An 18,586-nucleotide genomic window follows, 5' to 3' on the forward strand; every position below is an offset into this window, starting at 1 on the left:
TCCGCACCTAATATTTACGCCGCCCTTAGGAAGAGGAAAAAAGCCGAATCAAGCTGCGGCTTCTTTCTCTACATCAGGCCACACCAAACAATCCCCTCTCCCTTAAGGAGAAGGGAAAAAGCCGAACCAAGCTGCGGCTTCTTTCTCTACATCAGGCCACACCTAACAATTCCCTCTCCCTTAGGGAGATGGGAAAAACCGAACCGCGTGGCGACTTCTCTCTCTGCATCAGGCCACACCTAACAATTCCCTCTCCCTTAGGGAGAGGGTTAGGGTGAGGGTAAAGGAAAAACGCAATACTACAGCGTAACCACCACCACATTTCCCTGGGCACTCACCACCACGCCCCACTCGCTTCCAGCCTGAGAACCGCCCGTCACGCCGCCGATCCGCTGCACGTTACGCAGACAAATCGACCAGCCTCTCGCCTCACCCTCAGCGTTAATCGTCACTTTGTCACCAGCACGAGAAGCCGTCAGCGTAAACACTATCGAACCGTCCGCCGCAGGCACTTCGCTTATCGCTGAACATCCATCGCCCAGGCTAAACAGCTGGAATTGCGTCCCGTCGTTCCACGCATAATCCGGCTTCTGGCTGTTATTGCCGAGCGCCAGCAACGTGTTTTCGCGCACATAAACAGGCAGGCTCTGGAAGTCGTGCTGCTGTTTATGCCAGCGGCTGCCCTGCACTTCGTCGTTATGCCACAGATGTGTCCAGCGGCCTTCCGGCAGATAAAACTGCACATCGCCCGCCTCAGTAAAGACCGGCGCGACCGCGATGGAATCACCCAGCATGTACTGGCGATCGAGATAATCACACGCCGGATCGTCCGGGAACTCCAGCATCATGGCGCGCAGCATCGGCGTACCCCACTCACGGGCTAGCGCCGCCTGACGATACAGATACGGCATCATCCGGCATTTCAGCTGCGTGAAATGGCGCACCACATCGCACGACTCGTCATCGTACGCCCACGGTACACGATAGGATTTACTCCCGTGCAGGCGGCTGTGGCTCGACAACAACCCGAACGCGCACCAGCGTTTATAAACATCCGCTGGCGCGGTATTTTCAAATCCACCAATATCGTGACTCCAGAAGCCAAAGCCCGACAGGCCGATGGACAGCCCACCGCGCAGGCTTTCCGCCATCGATTCATAGTTGGCGTAGCAGTCGCCGCCCCAGTGCACCGGGAATTTTTGCGCGCCCACAGAGGCGGAACGGGCAAACAGCACCGCCTCGTCTTCACCCACAGTCTCTTTCAGCACATCCCATACCAGCTCGTTATAGATGTAGGCATAATGGTTGTGCATCTTCTGCGGATCGGAGCCGTCATGCCACTGCACATCGGTCGGGATACGCTCGCCAAAGTCGGTCTTGAAACAATCGACGCCGATATCCACCAGACCTTTCAACTTGTCGGCGTACCATTTGCAGGCGTCTGGATTTGTGAAATCGTAAATCGCCAGCCCCGGCTGCCACTTATCCCACTGCCACACCGAGTCGTCCGGGCGCTTCAGCAAATAGCCCTTTTCTTTCAGTTCCTGGAACACCGGCGATTTTTGGCCGATATACGGGTTAATCCACACGCAGACCTTCAACCCTTTGTCCTTCAGGCGGCGAATCATTCCTTCGGGATCGGGGAACGTCACCGGATCCCACTCAAAATCGCACCACTGGAAAGCCTTCATCCAGAAGCAGTCGAAATGGAACACGTGCAGCGGCAGGTCGCGCTCGGCCATCCCGTCGATAAAGCTGTTCACCGTCGCTTCGTCATAATTAGTGGTAAAAGACGTGGTGAGCCACAGGCCAAACGACCACGCGGGCGGCAGCGCCGGGCGACCAGTAAATTGCGTATAACGATTCAAAACATCTTTTGGCGTCGGCCCGTCGATAACGAAATATTCCAGATACTCGCCTTCCACGCTGAACTGCACTTTTGAGACTTTTTCGGAACCCACTTCGAACGACACGTTCTCCGGATGGTTCACCAGCACGCCATAGCCGCGGTTGGTCAGGTAGAAAGGAATGTTTTTATACGACTGCTCGGTGCTGGTGCCGCCATCGCGGTTCCAGGTTTCAACGGTCTGACCGTTTCGCACCAGCGCGGTAAAGCGCTCGCCAAGGCCGTACACCGCTTCACCCACGCCTAAATCCAGGCGCTCAAACATGTAGTTGCGATCGGCATTCCCGTCCTGAACATAGCCGTTATTTTTCAGCTGACTGCCGGTAATCCGCTGGCCGTCGCGCAGGAAATCCAGCGCCCAGAATTCCCCTTTGGTCACGCGAACGCTGATGTTTCCGCTTTTCAGCTCGGCAAAATCTGCGTTGTTGTCGATTTGCACGTTGACGTCTTTCAGAACATTGAGCGGATAATGCGGGCCGTTATCCAGCGCGCCCTGAAAATGCTCAATACGTACGCCGACAATCCCCTCCTGCGGAGCAAACAGGCGCACCGTAAACATCAATGTGTCGAGCTGCCAGGTGCGCTCGCGCACGTCACGCGGCGCTACATATACCACCAGGTCATTGCCCTGCTGCTCCACGTCAAACACCTGCACCGGATAGGTCACGTTCAGACCCGGTTGAATAAGCCAGTTTCCATCACTGATTTTCATCTTTCGTCCTCTTAGTTCTGTAATTCTTTGCTGACCGGCAGGTCGTCAAATTCCTGCTGGTTGCGGCGCGCGCCTTGCGCCAGCTCGCCCATGATTTTGGTCAGGAAAGGGGTCTTGAGGGTGTAATAGCGTTTGGCGACAATCGCGCTCAGCACGTAGCACAGCGCCGGAGCCAGCGTGAACAGGCCGATAATAATGTTGATGGTGGCGCTGTTTTGCGTTTTGGCTGCGGCATCGTAACCGCCCCCTGCAAGCATCCAGCCGATCATTGCCCCGCCGAGCGCCAGGCCCAGCTTCAGCACGAACAACGTCCCGGCAAAGCTGATCCCGGTAAGGCGTTTGCCGTTGGTCCATTCGCCGTAATCCACGGTGTCGGACATCATGACCCACTGAATTGGCGTCACCAGCTGATGCAGCACGCCAATCACGAAGATAAAGCTGAACATCATTATTGTGGCGTGCATCGGCACGAAGAACATCGCCACGCTCGCTACCGCCAGCAGGGCGTTGGTCCACCAGAAGACGCTGACTTTGCATTTCCAGTCGGTAAGCGGTTTGGCCAGCGCGGAGCCGATCAGGTTGCCGACGCAATAAGTGGTCAGGAACGCGACGAAGATTTCTGGCGAGCCGATAATCCAGGTGCAGTAATACATCATCGCCCCGCCGCGTACGCAGACCGCGAGGATGTTGAGAATGGTCAGCACTCCCACGATACGCCACTGGTCGTTATGCCAGATATCGCGCAGATCTTCGCGCATAGACGTGGTGCTCGGCGGCACCTGGATACGCTCTTTGGTGGTGAAAAAGCAGAACGCCAGCATCAGGAACGCGACTACCGACAGCACGGCGATCCCGCCCTGGAAGCCCAGAGCCTTGTCGTCGCCGCCAATCAGATTTACCAGCGGCATCATCAGCACCGTGGAGAGCATGCCGCCCGCCGTCGCCAGCACAAAGCGCCAGGATTGCAGGGAGATGCGCTGCGTCGGGTCGTTAGTAATGACGCCGCCGAGCGCGCAGTAAGGAATGTTGACCACGGTATATAGCAGCGTCAGCAGCGTGTAGGTGACGGCGGCGTAAATCATTTTGCCGTTCAGGCTGAGATCCGGCGTGGTGTAGGCGAGCACGCAAACCAGACCAAACGGAATCGCGCCAAACAAAATCCACGGACGGAATTTACCCCAGCGGCTGCGGGTTCGGTCGGCCAGCAGGCCCATGCACGGGTCTGAAATCGCATCCAGCGCGCGCGCCAGCAGGAACATGGTGCCGACAAACCCGGCAGGGATACCGAAAATATCGGTATAGAAAAACATCATATACAACATAACGTTATCAAAGATGATATGGCTGGCGGCATCTCCCATGCCGTAGCCAATCTTTTCCTTAACAGACAAGACTTCGCTCTTCATTGTTTTAATCCTTTAACGCTGTAGTGGCGCTTAGACCGGTTACAGACGTTGTAAACCATCCCTGATAGAGCAGGTATTCTGTTTTCTGGTTAATAACTTACGATTCTTCTTTTTTGTGATCGCGGTAAAACTCGCTGCACGAAGAGATAACCTAAGGATTTTCTTAAGATTTAAGGTAAATGAGTTAATGCAGATCAAAGGAGACGTGAAAAATATGTGCGAAAGGATGGGGTAAACGATTGAAAGTAGCTATACTGCGCTCCGCCTCCATGTAGCAATCGAGGCGCGGAAGATCGTCATCTCCGGTGAGGTGGCTGGATTTCAAATCCAGTTGGGGACGCCAGCGTTCCCGGGCAGGTTCGACTCCTGTGATCTTCCGCCAATAATGTATTATGTGATTGTAGTAATTATTAACCTTCCTAATTAATAAATATAACCTATCAGTAAATTAGACATAACGTGCATTTGATCACTTATAGGGCTAAACATACAATGCTATTCTCTTTGTAATTCAAAAAGTACTAAGGGTGAAATAATAGAATGGATTATAGGTGCTATAATTTCATTGATCGTTTTAGGAGGAATATTCAAACCAAGGCGATGTAAAATATGTGATGTTTATTTTAAAAGAAACTATTACACATGGGAAATAGAGGGAAAGAAACAACATTTATGTCCTAACTGTAACAGTAAAATGAAGCACCGTGTTAGCTCACAAAGATTCAAAAATAGATTTATTTAGAAATATTTCATAGATAGCATTACACTCTAAAAGCTCAAATATAACTAACAACAAATAATAATCCTGAGATATTTTGAGCAAATTTATCATTAAGCATCTGTTATAGAACTCAACTAAAATGAAGTTTTTACAGAATTAATCTTTTGAAAGCCTTAATCTACAAGCTTCCTTCACCCACTTACTAAAATTCCCTTTTCCTGCTGCTTTCTCAATCTGTTCCAAAAGCTCATCCTCGAACCGGATGTTCTTCATCGTACTTTTGTTGCGGTCAAAATTTGGTTTCTTTTTCTCTTGCATGGTAGGTACCACTTCGGTTAGTTTCTCTGCATGTGGTACCTACCACACGGATTATGAATTCTAACGACGCCCAGCAGTGTTGGAGCACTAAAGAGCGTCTAACCTCACCAACTATCAAGGAGTTGATTATGGCTGATTCGCATTCTACCCCAGACGCGGCAGAAACCGGAACCGAGCGCTCGTTAATTGTGGGATATCGCCCGCACGTTTCTGACAAATCCACGCCAAATATTATTCTTTCCGGCAAATGGCTGCGCGCCGCAGGCTTTGAAACCGGGCAACAGGTGACGGTAAAAGTCATGAAAGGGTGCATCGTTCTGGTGGCTTACAACGAGCAGGAACAGCGGCTGAAGGGCGAGCTTAAAGAGGCGCAGGCGAAGCTGAAAGGGATTGAAGGCGCGCTGGTCGGGATTCATTAAGGTCGTTGCTCGATTGTTCCCCTCATCCTGAAAGGGAGAGGGGAACAATCGCGTAGGTTACGTAGGCTGGGAAATGCCCATCCCGCTCCGAACGCCTTTTCTGCACAAACGCTTGATATCAGACTTAGTGAATTTCCCATGTCAGAAACAGCCATCTGTCAGGTAAGGCCAAAGTGGCAAATAGCGGACATATCAGGAATATTTTGGCGAAGGTGATTGGGGCGAAAATCCAGTTGTTAGGCAAAACCGAACAACTGAATTCATCTACTCTTCGACACAGACATTTGATTTCTTGGACATTAATTTGTTGTACCCTGACTGATAAATAATCCTTGTACATGTTCCCCTTTCAGATAGTACTGAATACTGTTTCCTTGTGTGTATTCATCTGATTTCTTTACCTCCTTGTAGTACATAACAATGTCTTTTTTTGGTTCATGAGAGAAATAAGAAGATATTTTATATTTAGACGTCTCTAACATGGGAGTATTTTTAATATCTACACGTACTTCACCCTTATAGAAAGTACAACCTGAATCATCTTTTGCAATGGCAACAGTTGTTAAATTTCCATCGCCCATTTCGTTATCAGAGATAAACCAATAATTAACACCCTTAGATTTTAAGCAAATCCAGTTCGCCTGATTATCTTCATTTACCTTGACTCCGGCATTTTTAGCAATATTTCCCAATGAACTGGATTCTAGTTTATATGTATGACTACTTATAACAATATCTGGAATGAGATTTTTATCTGTGTTCTGAGTATCAGAATAGGTTTCTGTGTCCTCATCATAATACTTTGCACCAAAACCTTTCATTGCGTCAGCCATGCAAGTATTAACCATTAAGGTAAGTAACGCTAAAAAATATTTCATATCAATCTTCTACTACTAAAATTTTATCATTGCTGTCATTGATTTCTTTGCGTCCTGAAAGATTTAGAATAATACATCCGTCAGAAGCATTTCGTGGGTGTGCCGCACTGTTTCCATGAATCATAAATCCATCCCGCCCACACATCTGATTCTCAATAAAGGGTGATAAACGCATTGTCATTGCTTTTGTTCTACGGTGATAGAAAGCAGTCCCAATGGTGTAGGTGCCCCTTGGTAAAGGACCTTTTCCACTAACACACTCGTTAGCGGAATCATTTGAAAATCCAGGTCTACCTGAATAATCCGCATCGAACATGTATGTCCCGTTCAGATAGAATTTATGAGCGCTAATTTTATATACCCAAGGCATTATGCAACCTCCTTGCTGTTCCACGAATCTGAATGGATAATATTTCCGTCTAAATAGTGCCATGTTATTTTTTCATAGGCTAAATAAAAGGCTTCCAGATGATTATGTTTTTCATACCTGGGATTCTTAATATCCAGCATAAAGGGTTCAATTTCGTTTACCCTTACGTTCTCCATTTTAATATGAAAATATTCTTCCTCTTGACCATTGTAATTAATACGATAGAACTTCAAGACTGCTTCGTTGAACTTTCTTCCTGAAGACACACCTTGATACAGGTACGGTGATGAAGAATCCAGTTCCTTAACTAAAAAATAATCGTTGTGGATCCTTTTACTTGTAATTTTACCCGTCCGGTCATCTATAGGTAATTCTACATTGTGCATAAGCTCCACGATTTCTATGGAACCTTCACGATCAGTCATATTAACAGAACCTTTAACAAGGTTTCCGCCATCATCTTTCAACCATAAATAAACTGGGATTGCCATATCATTTCCTTATAAAATATTTTAATAAAAAAGTTAACCCAATCATATTGATAGAAAATATATTTCTTTCTTTAAGCTAATGTTTTTATATAAGTAATGAATTGCTTCAATCGCCGATGAAACAGATATTTGTACTATCTAATGCTGTTGCCTATTGTTTTTATGTAAAACTTTGCTTCTGAAAAAATATAGAGAATGGAAACTGAGTTTAAAGGGCACTGCCTCGCAGGTAAGGTATTTAGGTCGGTGCGGGCTTTTCCCCTAACCCTCTCTCACAGTGAGAGGTAATCACACGCTCAAACCCTCACCTCCATCACCGCATACACCCCGTCTTTCGGGACAATCACCGTCACGTTCTCAGGCGGAATCCCCGCCGCGATATAAATATCCTGCAATTGCTGTAGCGAGCGCGGAAAGATGGGCGCCCAGCCGATGCAGCGGAGGATAAAATCAATCTGCGGGCTGGTCGTGAGCATATTCGACACAATAACTGCCCCGCCGGGTTTGACCAGGCGCAGGGCGCGTTGCAGGAAAATCACCGCGTCGGTATCGTTGAAATATTCGAAAATCCCCAGCGCGTCCACCAGTTCGGCCTGATGCTCGCCCAGCTCAAGCAGCAGATCGTCGTTGCGGATCAGGTGATGAACAAGATGCCGATTCAGTAGCGTCAGCTGCTCCCCGACGTTTAGCCCCTCTTGCGCCGCCATGGTCTCGGCCCAGCGCAAGGCGACAGGATCGTTATCCACGAGCGTGAGATGGACTTTTTGCCCGTCCAGTTTTGCGGTACGCAGCGCCTCCAGCACCGGGATCGCCGCACCGCTCGCCAGGCTTATCCAGTCGCTTTCGATATCGTTATGAATGTACTTTTCGACCAGTGCGGCCAGCACCTGCGCACGGGAGCGCACCCCGATGGCATCATTGGCGTGAATAAACCACTGGCGGCTTTCGCTGTCCATTTTGGTGCCTTCCGGCAGCCGTTCTTCCAGCGGATTTTGCACCACAAACAGCGCCAACGCCTTAGGCACAAGCCGTGCGCGCCACGCGGCCATCGCCGGACGCGTGCGATACGCCTGTTCTGACCAGGCATGTTGCGGAGTCAGCATTGGCAACCCGTTCTCGCCCTCCTCAAGCAGCGGCGGCAAGAGCTGTGGGTTAGCTTTCATGGCCTGATTGAGCGCGTTTATCTCTTTCACAACGTCGTCTTTCATCGGCCATTGATCGCTAATGTCGGGAAATGACGCGCTAAAAATCGTCATGTTTTTTGGCGCGTCACCGCGAAAAGGTTGCCAGTTCATCTCGTTATCTCCCGTTCGACCCTAAACGGAAGTCTATCTACGCGCGGCGTCATTTCCCTACGAAAAAAGCACGAAATGACGCCGCGCGTTAGGCTACTGCTTCACCCACACTAGCTGATCGACGCGGAACCCCAGACCGCGAGCGATGTTCACGTAATCCTGCTTCACCGCGTCCGGAATGGTCGGCGTGCGCGACAAAATCCACAGATATTCGCGGTTCGGCCCGCTTACCAGTGCGTATTTGTACTCATCATCCAGCGCGATCACGTTATAGCCGCCGTAGAACGGCCCGAAGAACGAGACTTTCAGGGCGGCGGTGGTCGGCTCGCCGGTGAAATAGGCTTTGCCTTCGCTCTCGTTCCATTTGTTTTTCACCGGATCGTAGCCCCGATTGAGGACGCTGATCCCGCCGTCGCTGCGCTTACCGTACGTGGCGGTGACCTGTTCAAGCCCGCGCTCAAAGCGGTTTTCCAGACGGGCAACTTCATACCATTTGCCCAGATAGCGCCCGGCATCGAAGTGGGTGATAGGCTTTACGCCTTTCGGTGGCGTCGGGGATTGGCAGGCAACCAGCGTCAAGGCGATCGCAACGCCTGTCAAAACGGGCCATAGCTTCATGTGAACTCCTTTCATATGCTCGTGGGATATCTACCCTAAATCATTCGAGTTGCAGGACGGCCAGCGCCCCTGCAACGTGAAGTATGACGGGTATAAGTGTAGTGCACGCGTCAGGCTCTTCATTCAGCCGACGAATATTCGTAGTATATTGAGACTAATCTTTCTGATCGGGCGTACACATGTCTTACTCCATCGGCGAATTTGCCAGACTTTGCGGAATCAACGCCACCACGCTTCGGGCATGGCAGAGCCGCTATGGCCTGCTGAAACCGCTGCGCACCGATGGCGGGCATCGTCTTTACAGCGATGACGATGTGCAACAGGCGCTCAAAATTCTCGACTGGGTGAAAAAAGGTGTGCCCGTCAGTCAAGTTAAACCGCTGCTGGCGCGCCCTGGCGCACGCCGGACCAACAACTGGGTCACCTTGCAGGAGTCAATGCTCCAGCGGCTCAGAGAAGGCAAAATCGAATCGCTGCGCCAGCTGATTTACGATGCGGGTCGTGAATATCCGCGTCCGGAACTGGTGACCCAAGTCCTGCGACCGCTGCGCAGTTCTGTCTCGGCCAACACCCCGACAATGATGACGCTGCGCGAAGTGCTGGACGGCATTATTATTTCCTACACCTCGTTTTGTCTGGAAGGCGACCGTAAAGCGCGAGGCGACAATTTTCTGCTGACCGGCTGGCACCTCACCGACCCGTGTGAAATCTGGCTCGAAGCGCTGAAGCGCACCGGCCAGGGCCATCGTATTGATGTGCTTCCACTGTCGCCTGCGGCGCTGGCACCTGAAATGTTTCCCGAACGCCAATGGCTGCTGATCACCAGCGGTAAATTAACCATTGCACGTAAAAAACAAATAGAGAAATGGCGCGAACAGGTTAATTTCCTCGAAATCGTCACCTTGTAAAAATAATGGTCTCACCAATTATCACGGAAAGTTGAATATTATTTTTCCTGCAGAGTGTTAAATTTTTCCTGTTATTTTCATCTGACAGGATATCAATATGAATAAGCTTTCTGGCCTTATTGTTCTCTCTTCTCTGGCATTCATTCCGGTGGCGTTTAGCGCCCCGGTCGGCACGTTGAGCGTGCACATACTTAATCAGCAAACCGGATTACCCTCACCCGACGTCACCGTCACGCTGGAAAAGCAGCAGCAGAATAGCTGGACCACGTTGGCCAGCGCAAAAACCGACCCTGATGGACGCATCAAATCGCTTTATCCGCAGGAGCAGGATATGCAGCCAGGGGTTTACAAAGTGACGTTCAAAACCAGCGAATACTTCCGCAGCCAAAAACTGGAATCCTTCTTCCCGGAGATCCCGGTGCAATTCACCGTCACCCGCACCAATGAAAAACTGCACATTCCTCTGTTGCTGAGCCAGTACGGCTACTCCACTTACAAAGGAAGCTGAGCAATTCTTGGCGTTTATGGCTAAAAACAAACGCCAAAATCTCCTTGATTCTTAATAAGAATAAAATAAACCCTCATAAAAACTTAGACAATAAAACACATTTGTCTAAGTTTTGGCTATACTGTTTTCATCAGCCCATAACAGGTAGCCAGAGGTGACGTCATGAACAATCAACCCGTACTCGGCATCAGCGGATGCTTGACCGGATCGGCCGTGCGCTTTGATGGCGGCCACAAACGGATGGGTTTTGTGATGGACGCGCTGGCTAAAGAGGTGACGTTCAAACCGGTTTGCCCCGAGATGGCGATCGGCCTGCCCGTCCCACGCCCCGCTCTGCGCCTGGTGAAAACGCCTGTCGGCGATATTCGCATGCGCTTTACCCATGCTCCTCATGACGATGTGACCGATAAAATGGCGGATTTCGCCGCGCAGTATTTACCGTCAATCGCGAATCTGGATGGATTTATCGTCTGCGCCAAATCGCCGAGTTGCGGTATGGAGCGGGTGAGAATTTACGATGAAGCGGGGAATCGAGGCGCGAAGGAGGGGAGCGGCACTTTTACCGCCGCCATGATGGCGCGATATCCGTGGTTGCCGGTGGAAGAGGACGGACGCTTGCACGATCCGGTGCTGCGGGAGAATTTCATCGCGCGCGTTTTTGCCCTTCATGAGCTGAACGCCGTTCGCACCAGCGGCCTGACGCGCCGTGCGCTTCTGGCCTATCACAGCCGCTACAAGCTGCAACTGCTGGCACACAATCAAGCCGGATACCGTGAGATTGGGCCGTTCGTGGCATCGATGCATGAGTGGAAAGATCTGGACGCTTTTTTCGAAGCCTATCGGGAAAAGCTGATGGCGATTTTGAAACAGCCCGCCTCGCGGAAAAATCACACCAACGTGCTGATGCATATTCAGGGCTATTTCCGCGAACAGCTCAACGCGCGCCAACGCCTGGAGTTGCGTGAAGTGATCCTGAACTATCGCGCCGGATTATTACCGATCCTCGCGCCGCTGACGCTGCTAAAGCACTATCTGGCCGAGCATCCGGACGATTATCTCCTGACGCAAAACTACTTTAATCCCTATCCCGATGAGCTGGGCCTGCGCCTGGCTATCGCATGACGATATCATAACGCGAAGGCCCCTAGCCCGAGAGGTCCGAACACGCAATACCTTTAGACGACATCCTCACTGTCGTCTTTTTTTGTTTGCAGGATGGCATGGGGTGTTTCTGAATGAGGCGATGAAAATAATCGACAAGAAGATTTCAAACCTTGTCATCATTAGCACCTTTCCGACCCGTTTCATTAATAAATACTATCGTCAAAAGGACTATTCTGAAGAATTTTATCAATGTCCTCTTGCGCTTTAACCCCCCACTCCAGTTTTATAATATTCATCAGCTCAACAATTTTATAAAAATAAATGCGCCGACCATCTCTGTTTGGAATTCTATTTTCCAACTCATATTCAACTGATATTGAATGCACAAAATCATAGATAATCCAATAGAGTAACTCATCAACAGAATCTGTGACCTTTCTGGAAAATTCATAGCCTCTTTCAGAGATGATGTAATTATATTGACCATTGTCGAAGGAAATATATGGTTTACCATCATCCGTGGGGGATGAACATAAATGAAAAGAATAAGATGGCGCACCAATTTTAAGCATCAGCGCGTCCACGTTTTTCTGAAGTTCATTGATATTGTATAACTGCATTTCAATCAGCCTTTTTGATATATTTGTTATCCAACAACCATTTCACATTAACGCGTTCTTGCATATTTGGCAAAATTTGTACACCCCCACCAATCTGGCCAAATGCAGGAGCAATCTCCCCTTGTATAACAGGTAGAGGTTTGATTACTTCATAGACAAAATAGCCATTAGCTTTAGAACCAGGAGCCAAAGCACACTCTCCATATGGAGTATTGTATGGTGCAAGAAATGCCCCTTTCTCATTCCCATATCTATCCAGTTTCGTACCTACCGGGAGGGTGGTTTTAACTGACTCTCCTACAAATCCCATATTATCCGGCCATTTCCAGTCGATATTTGATTTCCTGTAGATGTCAAATTCGGAATATCCACCAGCCTCATTATCTGCTATCGCACTAATTGAATGGGATTTTTGCTTGGTTGCGCTTTAACAGCACCTAAGCCTAAAGAGCTGACTTTATTCGCTACGGCTAACCCCATTATCGGAGCTATCGACGAAACGATGATGTCTACGCCCTGCTTCGTTCCTACATAATCTTCTGCTGTTTGACGATTAACACCTTTAGTTACCATGAAATAGTTAATCATGGCATCTTTAACCTGTTGCTGATTTTGAGCATCTACACTAGTGATACCAAGCAGTTGAGCTATCTGCCCATAAGCATCGGCATACTGTTGGCTGAATTTGGAGTTATAGGGTCCCGTTTCATAACTTCCTTTCGCAACGAGTACATTTAATCTTGCATTAGCACAAGCTGTGCTTCCTGCATTACCGTTGCTGCATGCGTCAATAACTTCCTTATTACTGGTAATATCTTTCTCAACTAATGCGTCATATTTATGCTGTGCTTTCTCGCGCTCAGCCGGATCTTTACTGTTTTTTAGCGTCTGTTTCGCTAGCTCCAACTCTGTTTTTTCTGACGCACTCAGATAGTTATTTTCAACCGCATTCTTGCCAGCCTGCGATCCCGTCGCTGCTGACAATGTGCTATCGCCTGCTAACCCTCCGGCTATTCCCGCGGAGATGGATGCTAGCGTACTGATCGTCTGCTTTTGCTCTTCCGTCAGTTTTTCTTTCGGTACATTCGGATAAAGCTGGCTGGCAATGACTTCACCCACGGCAGCCCCTGCTGCCCCTGCTGCCCTGCTGCCCTGCTGCCCTGCTGCCCTGCTGCCCTGCTGCCCTGCTGCCCTGCTGCCCTGCTGCCCCTGCCATTGTATTGTTACCTTGCAACGCCGCCACTACACCGCCCAGAATAGCGTGTGCAACGGCTTTGGTCGCAGGGTCATCATCAACGCCCATATGATGACCGATAATGTTGGCCAGCTCCGGCGCAGACGCACCCGCCAGCCCTTGAAGCGCTGCTGTTACCGACTGAATACCTCGTTGCAGCGGACTGCCCGTGCCGTACTGCTGCATCACCGTTTGCCCTGCCTGATCCGCAATTTGCTTATCCGTTGGGTTAGCATTGCCCTCCGCTTTCAGTTTCGCTTTTGCCGCATTCAGTGACACCGGATCGCTCATCGCGTTCCGCTTCGCAATTTCTCCCTGCGTCTGCGCAATGTTTACAGCCTGGCTACCAATATCGCTAATCAGTCCCACCGTTTTCAGGCGATTTTGCTCTTTCTCTTTGTCGAAGATCGGGCTGATGCTGTCGTTGGCGTTTTCGGTATCGCGACTCAGGTTGGTTACGTCCTGCTCCTGGTTAGCCTTGTCACGTACGGTGATGGTACCGTTCACAACCGCAGCCTGCGTGGTGCCTTCTGCGTGCCCGCTGTTGCTTGCCGCTGAAATCATCCCGCCCATCGAAAAATCGCCGCCCGATGGCTTACTGCTACTCAGGCTGATCCCCGTATGGCTGACTTTGTAATCCGCTTCGTTATGCAGATCGCTAAAGCCGAGCGTGCCGGTATCCAGACTGTTTTTATCCGCCGATGCCGTCGAGGCGATCACCGCACCATCAAGTTGAGTGTGGCGCCCAACAGTCACATCAAAGCCGCCGTTGCCCGCAAACAGCCCGGTCTGCTCCTGCACCGAATCATAGGTGCTCTTCATTTTGTCCTGATGATGGATTATTTAACATAAACGCCACAATCACCGACGCAAGAACCGCTTTGCTCAGGTTGTTTTTGTGCAGTTCTGTATTATTTGCCACTGGTTCAAGTTCAGAGATCGAATAATAAACCAGTCCCTGACATTACACTCCGGCGAGGCTTGTAGAACTTTCAGTTTCTCCAGTTCTGCTTTCTGCTCGTTAACCGGAATAGCTGTAGCAAGGTTTTTTTTTGCTTATCTGCGGGCAGCTTTTTCAGATCAAACAGAAGCTGTTCTCTCGGGCTCAGTCTTCGCATTTGCGTACTTTTCGGTGAAGGTGGTGATATCCTTATTACCCAAAAAGTTATACTCAACAACAATATTTCTAAATGATGACAACCTTATCTATTCAAGAATACATACATCACTGATGCAATATATAAAGCGCGGAGCAACCATAATAATACACCGGCCAACCCACAGGCTTTTTCTTTTAGAAGTATGCTAAAAAACCCTTTTCGCCCATCATCTAACACATTGAAAAGGTTAGCATAGTTATAAAAATATAACGCTATAAACCAAGTTATCACAATCAATGGGAAGTAAACGACACCTTCACCATCGCGGATAAACTTAAGGGCATATGACAGCGGGAATCCAATAAGTAATGCTACTCGCCCAAAAAATAAACTAAAGGAAGTTTTTCTGAGGAAAAATATGCCACTAAAATACTCGTTCATGCCTACGGGTGAGTTAAGGGGCATCTTGCTACTTCTAGCATAGTGATAGAATGATATAAAAAAGATTGCCATTGATAACGTGATCGTGATGATGTCGGGGCTCATTTTGCTTTATCCTGGCCGAAGTCATGATGATAGAATTCAGTTCCAGAGGAACCATTGATATCTACTTTTTCACCGGCAGCATTGGTTGACACGCCGCTCCATCCCCATGCAGGTCCCACTCCGAAACTAAAACTAAAACTAAAACCATCTTTTCAATAAGAGATTTCGCTAGAAATGACCCCAAGCCCTAAGCTTATGGAACTATTTCTTTCGGAATCAATAGTCCCAAGGAAATATGGTCCAAACTGAATCCCTATCTGCCCGGAGATGCGTCCACCGACAGCTAATGTTTCTCCACGATTAGCTGAAATCTGGTATGGGTCTATACTCGTATCATAATAATAACCGGCGCCTCCGGCTACTTCACCTTTTATATATGGTTTAACTTTATACTCTGTACCTCAGGAAGGCCCCAAATGTGACGCATCAATTGCAGCGTTGATCTCTTCTGCGCTCTTTCCTTGCTGACTCGGATCAAACGCCAGAGAAGCATCCTGCTGTACGCGCGGCGGCACAAGCCCAGACATTGAATTATTCTCAACAACAATCCCAACTCTGTGGATGAAATTTTATCCTATCTTCACTCTAAAATCCTTTTAGTTTAAATAGCCTGGCAATAACAAAAACAGCACCAGTGAAAGCACCAATCACACAACCAATTTTAATGACTTTAAATATATCGGCTTTTGTCAAATCGAAAGATCCTGTTAGCATCCAAACTAAAACGTCTATAGACAAAGCTATACACAGGAAACTAACCACAATCCCCAGCATACAGGCGATAAATAGAATCTGCAGGTTTAATATTTTCTCATTGAAGAATTTCATTTCAATTTATCCTCAATGATTGGTTCGAGTTTTTTCCCACCTGAGCTGTTCCCATATTCCCATTGTGTAGGTTTTTAGCCGACCATTTGTCTATCTTAGCATGCACAACATCATTGATAAGTCTCAGTTTATTGATACCTGCTAACTGTAAAGGTCTAGCCCATTAATTATTATCTGAAAAATTAGTACCATCAACATTATTTTCGCTACGACCTTAAGGCTAGCATCAACGATTTTACTTAATTGCTATGCCACAGCAGAATCCAAAATTTGTGTCACCGTAGCCACAATGATCTCCAGACCCTGCTTCGTTTCGGTATCCAGGTTAACCTTTGCAGCGACTCAGTGCCAAACGAAGACCCGCGCCGATATCGGTTGGGGAACTGCCTGCTGTAAGTACCACATAATCAGATTCATTGATCCTGTTACCACTCCATGCCTCTAGCTTTGCATGGAATGAAGGCCGGATTGTGATTACATCATTTACCAGATGGATGCCCGCTTTTTTCATATTTTTAAATAATGCACGTTTTGTTCTATAACCATACTTCTCCATCAGAGTAGCTATCCAAGCTGCATATTGCTCTTTACCTTTTTCAAGATCGAAAAAAGCCACTCGATCCTCCAAAACGTCTAGTGTACGGCTGTCAGACAATGCCTGTAGGATCTCCTCCCCTAGGCTTTTATCATCTACATCAGGCAGTAATAAATGTGGTGGAAACAACGGATCTCTGCCTGTCATTCCTAATCCTGAATAAGTTTCAACACTCAAAAAGTCTGGTGTAGAAAATATATTCGCCCAGTAATCTTGATCTTTATTAAAAGCCATTATTTCACCTGAGTTACTGTCACTTTGACGCTCTGAGATTTACCATACTCAATAGCCCTATGATTTGTATTTTTTCATTTTCAAGAATAAATTCACAAAAAACATGAGTGCACCAAAAACAACCCCATTGAAAAGGCTAAAGTTAAAGTCATCAAGGAAATTAGTAATCGAATAAGATGGCCAATGTCCTTCTATCAATAAAGCAGGCAATCTGCTAAACACTGAAACTAAAACACATCCGGCTAAAATGGTGACGAAACCCATAAGTAAAAAAAGAAGAAAGGAAAAAAGTATTTTTTTCATTTCAGTTTCTCCTTGGCATAATCTTCGCCTACTTTTCCCGCTCTCTTAGATAGATAGCCGCCTGCTGTAGTGCCTGCTATTGCTGGTAATTAGTTTACTTTAGGTGGCTCTATTATTGATGGCATCCTCGAATTTTGATAGTCTTTAAATCCATTGCTCCAAGGATTCCATACCTTATTATCAACCTTCTGAACACCCAGCCCAAACAAATAACCTAATGTAGCTCCACCTGCTGCCCCGATCATAGGCGCTGTTGGATTCTTACCATCAATGAGGCTACTTATCCCTGCTCCTGCGGTGCTCACTGCTGTAGTTCCAACATATTTCATACCAGTTGTAGCTGGTCCAGTTATCATTGCTGTTATAAGACTATTCGGGCTAAATACCTCACTTGGATCATTATGGATATTGTACGCCTGAGACGTGGCGTTTGCGATTCCACTTGTAGCCGCAGCAACACCTCTTGTTGCTAATGTTGAACTACCAATCAAGTCCGCAACAGCAGGTGCAACGGCACGACCTAGAATCGGTATTGAAAGAGAAATCGTTGCGATAGCTGCTTTAGGTATGTTGTTTGATCGCTGCATCTCGTCATAGTTATCAATCACTGGCGACAGCTAATTAATGCTGTACTGTGCCAGTTGCTTACAATCTGCATCACAACCCGGTGATTGCATAAGCTGGATGAGGTCATCCTGTTGTTTAACAAGATAATCCTTACTGATCTGTGTGTTCAGCGCTTTTTGCTGTTGAGCCGCATCCGCTTTGCTCGCAACATCCACCAGTTTCTTACGCTCTTCATCCGTTGATGCCGATTTATATTTCTCAAGCCATGAGGTGGTCTGGTCAGCGCTGAGATAATAAAAATACCAAAAAATAAAACCAGCAGGTGGCCCCATCCAAGTTAGTTTGAGGCAGACAAGAAAATCATCTAATGAGAACGGAAAGTTATCATTCATATTCCAAGCTAACCAAGCACCTAATAAATGTCCAAACATTGTCAAAATAAACAACACTACGCTCATCGCACAGCATAAATATAAAAGGTTAAGTAATGATTTAGTGCCATTTTTCATCACTTGCCTCCCCCTCTTTCAACTTATCCTGAACCATACCAGATACAGCAGAATCACCGATATTACCTACTATTGATGGTAATGAATGTTGTGGTGCTGGTTTAGTTATTGTCCAGACACCTGTTGGGACCCATTCATACTGCTTTGATATTGGATTTAGTTTTTTATCAAATGGCACTTTGATAACGTTACCTGCTGCATAACCCGCTGAAGCCCCGACTTTACTCAGCAACGTCGCCATAAACGGATCATCACCGCTGATTTCAGCCTGGTAATAGCCACCAGCCGTGTTCCATGCCATCGTTGGGTTGTAACCTTTACCGGCGGTAATCCCACCAACGATTACTGAACCAATTACATCCGACAGTTTTACTTCACCTGTCGTACCATATTGGA

21 protein-coding genes, 1 tRNA gene and 2 pseudogenes are annotated in these 18,586 nt (G+C 47.9%); 5 read left to right on the top strand and 19 right to left on the bottom strand.

All coding sequences use genetic code 11. The features are described from left to right. Positions 1–299 precede the first annotated feature (299 nt). Together yicI and AC07RN_RS17075 are read right to left on the bottom strand one after the other, a co-directional pair. A complete protein-coding gene (gene yicI / locus AC07RN_RS17070) occupies positions 300–2,618 on the bottom strand; it encodes an alpha-xylosidase (RefSeq protein ID WP_478336900.1) in 2,319 nt (772 codons plus the stop codon). A gap of 11 nt (positions 2,619–2,629) precedes the next feature. After that, complete coding sequence (locus AC07RN_RS17075; RefSeq protein ID WP_011915338.1) at positions 2,630–4,024, bottom strand: glycoside-pentoside-hexuronide family transporter; 1,395 nt, start codon at positions 4,022–4,024, stop codon at positions 2,630–2,632. 287 nt (positions 4,025–4,311) lie between these two features. Here AC07RN_RS17075 and AC07RN_RS17080 point away from each other — a divergent pair. Further along, positions 4,312–4,406: transfer RNA gene (locus AC07RN_RS17080), tRNA-Sec, on the top strand. A 495-nt stretch (positions 4,407–4,901) separates the two neighbouring features. Here the strand turns inward: AC07RN_RS17080 and AC07RN_RS17085 are convergent. Then, positions 4,902–5,063 (bottom strand): YlcI/YnfO family protein, encoded by a 162-nt coding sequence (locus AC07RN_RS17085; RefSeq protein ID WP_235134397.1) that lies wholly within the window; start codon positions 5,061–5,063, stop codon positions 4,902–4,904. Between the two features lie 128 nt (positions 5,064–5,191). Between AC07RN_RS17085 and AC07RN_RS17090 the strand changes: the two genes are divergently transcribed. Then, on the top strand, positions 5,192–5,482 hold the full coding sequence (locus AC07RN_RS17090) for a SymE family type I addiction module toxin (protein ID WP_235134396.1): 291 nt from the start codon (positions 5,192–5,194) through the stop codon (positions 5,480–5,482). A gap of 299 nt (positions 5,483–5,781) precedes the next feature. On the opposite strand, the gene AC07RN_RS17095 is transcribed toward AC07RN_RS17090, so the two are convergent. The 5 genes from AC07RN_RS17095 to AC07RN_RS17115 all read right to left on the bottom strand — a co-directional run bounded on the left by AC07RN_RS17095 (position 5,782) and on the right by AC07RN_RS17115 (position 9,134). Further along, positions 5,782–6,360, bottom strand: a complete 579-nt coding sequence (locus AC07RN_RS17095; RefSeq protein WP_478336901.1) for a hypothetical protein — start codon at positions 6,358–6,360, stop codon at positions 5,782–5,784. Position 6,361: 1 nt separating this feature from the next. Next, a complete protein-coding gene (locus AC07RN_RS17100) occupies positions 6,362–6,730 on the bottom strand; it encodes a tlde1 domain-containing protein (RefSeq protein ID WP_478336902.1) in 369 nt (122 codons plus the stop codon). Continuing rightward, positions 6,730–7,221: an Hcp family type VI secretion system effector gene (locus tag AC07RN_RS17105; protein ID WP_449555369.1), complete on the bottom strand. Its 492-nt coding sequence runs from the start codon at positions 7,219–7,221 to the stop codon at positions 6,730–6,732. The genes AC07RN_RS17100 and AC07RN_RS17105 overlap by 1 nt, the downstream gene beginning before the upstream one ends. Positions 7,222–7,517: 296 nt before the next feature. Further along, positions 7,518–8,516 (bottom strand): class I SAM-dependent methyltransferase, encoded by a 999-nt coding sequence (locus tag AC07RN_RS17110; RefSeq protein ID WP_478336903.1) that lies wholly within the window; start codon positions 8,514–8,516, stop codon positions 7,518–7,520. A gap of 93 nt (positions 8,517–8,609) precedes the next feature. After that, entirely contained in the window at positions 8,610–9,134 is a 525-nt protein-coding gene (locus tag AC07RN_RS17115; protein ID WP_478336904.1) for a lipocalin family protein, read from the bottom strand. Between the two features lie 179 nt (positions 9,135–9,313). Between AC07RN_RS17115 and AC07RN_RS17120 the strand changes: the two genes are divergently transcribed. The 3 genes from AC07RN_RS17120 (at position 9,314) to AC07RN_RS17130 (ending at position 11,672) form a co-directional block, all read left to right on the top strand. Continuing rightward, positions 9,314–10,042 (top strand): MerR family transcriptional regulator, encoded by a 729-nt coding sequence (locus AC07RN_RS17120; protein WP_478336905.1) that lies wholly within the window; start codon positions 9,314–9,316, stop codon positions 10,040–10,042. A 97-nt stretch (positions 10,043–10,139) separates the two neighbouring features. Beyond that, on the top strand, positions 10,140–10,550 hold the full coding sequence (gene uraH, locus AC07RN_RS17125) for a hydroxyisourate hydrolase (protein WP_478336906.1): 411 nt from the start codon (positions 10,140–10,142) through the stop codon (positions 10,548–10,550). Between the two features lie 162 nt (positions 10,551–10,712). Then, a complete protein-coding gene (locus tag AC07RN_RS17130) occupies positions 10,713–11,672 on the top strand; it encodes a YbgA family protein (RefSeq protein ID WP_133632160.1) in 960 nt (319 codons plus the stop codon). A 185-nt stretch (positions 11,673–11,857) separates the two neighbouring features. On the opposite strand, the gene AC07RN_RS17135 is transcribed toward AC07RN_RS17130, so the two are convergent. The 11 genes and pseudogenes from AC07RN_RS17135 to AC07RN_RS17185 form a co-directional block, all read right to left on the bottom strand. Continuing rightward, positions 11,858–12,274, bottom strand: coding sequence for an Imm63 family immunity protein (locus AC07RN_RS17135; protein WP_478336907.1), 417 nt, complete (start codon positions 12,272–12,274; stop codon positions 11,858–11,860). 1 nt (position 12,275) lies between these two features. Continuing rightward, positions 12,276–12,584 (bottom strand): TNT domain-containing protein, encoded by a 309-nt coding sequence (locus AC07RN_RS17140; protein WP_478336908.1) that lies wholly within the window; start codon positions 12,582–12,584, stop codon positions 12,276–12,278. 77 nt (positions 12,585–12,661) lie between these two features. Then, positions 12,662–14,339, bottom strand: a pseudogene (locus tag AC07RN_RS17145) (VENN motif pre-toxin domain-containing protein); the annotation flags it as partial. 371 nt (positions 14,340–14,710) lie between these two features. Next, positions 14,711–15,154, bottom strand: coding sequence for a hypothetical protein (locus tag AC07RN_RS17150; protein WP_478336909.1), 444 nt, complete (start codon positions 15,152–15,154; stop codon positions 14,711–14,713). Next, positions 15,151–15,681 (bottom strand): annotated as a pseudogene (locus AC07RN_RS17155) (polymorphic toxin type 25 domain-containing protein). Before AC07RN_RS17155 ends, AC07RN_RS17150 begins: the two are co-directional and overlap by 4 nt. A 58-nt stretch (positions 15,682–15,739) precedes the next feature. Further along, a complete protein-coding gene (locus AC07RN_RS17160) occupies positions 15,740–15,982 on the bottom strand; it encodes a hypothetical protein (RefSeq protein WP_478336910.1) in 243 nt (80 codons plus the stop codon). Positions 15,983–16,307: 325 nt separating this feature from the next. After that, positions 16,308–16,811, bottom strand: coding sequence for a contact-dependent growth inhibition system immunity protein (locus tag AC07RN_RS17165; protein WP_478336911.1), 504 nt, complete (start codon positions 16,809–16,811; stop codon positions 16,308–16,310). Between the two features lie 57 nt (positions 16,812–16,868). Next, positions 16,869–17,114 (bottom strand): hypothetical protein, encoded by a 246-nt coding sequence (locus AC07RN_RS17170; RefSeq protein WP_478336912.1) that lies wholly within the window; start codon positions 17,112–17,114, stop codon positions 16,869–16,871. Positions 17,115–17,203: 89 nt separating this feature from the next. Then, positions 17,204–17,722, bottom strand: coding sequence for a hypothetical protein (locus AC07RN_RS17175; RefSeq protein ID WP_478336913.1), 519 nt, complete (start codon positions 17,720–17,722; stop codon positions 17,204–17,206). Between the two features lie 9 nt (positions 17,723–17,731). Then, a complete protein-coding gene (locus AC07RN_RS17180; protein WP_478336914.1) occupies positions 17,732–18,190 on the bottom strand; it encodes a hypothetical protein in 459 nt (152 codons plus the stop codon). Further along, a complete protein-coding gene (locus AC07RN_RS17185) occupies positions 18,174–18,491 on the bottom strand; it encodes an adenylate cyclase (protein WP_478336915.1) in 318 nt (105 codons plus the stop codon). Before AC07RN_RS17185 ends, AC07RN_RS17180 begins: the two co-directional genes overlap by 17 nt. Positions 18,492–18,586: the final 95 nt, after the last annotated feature.

Source organism: Lelliottia sp. GFLA7 (genome assembly GCF_056490165.1).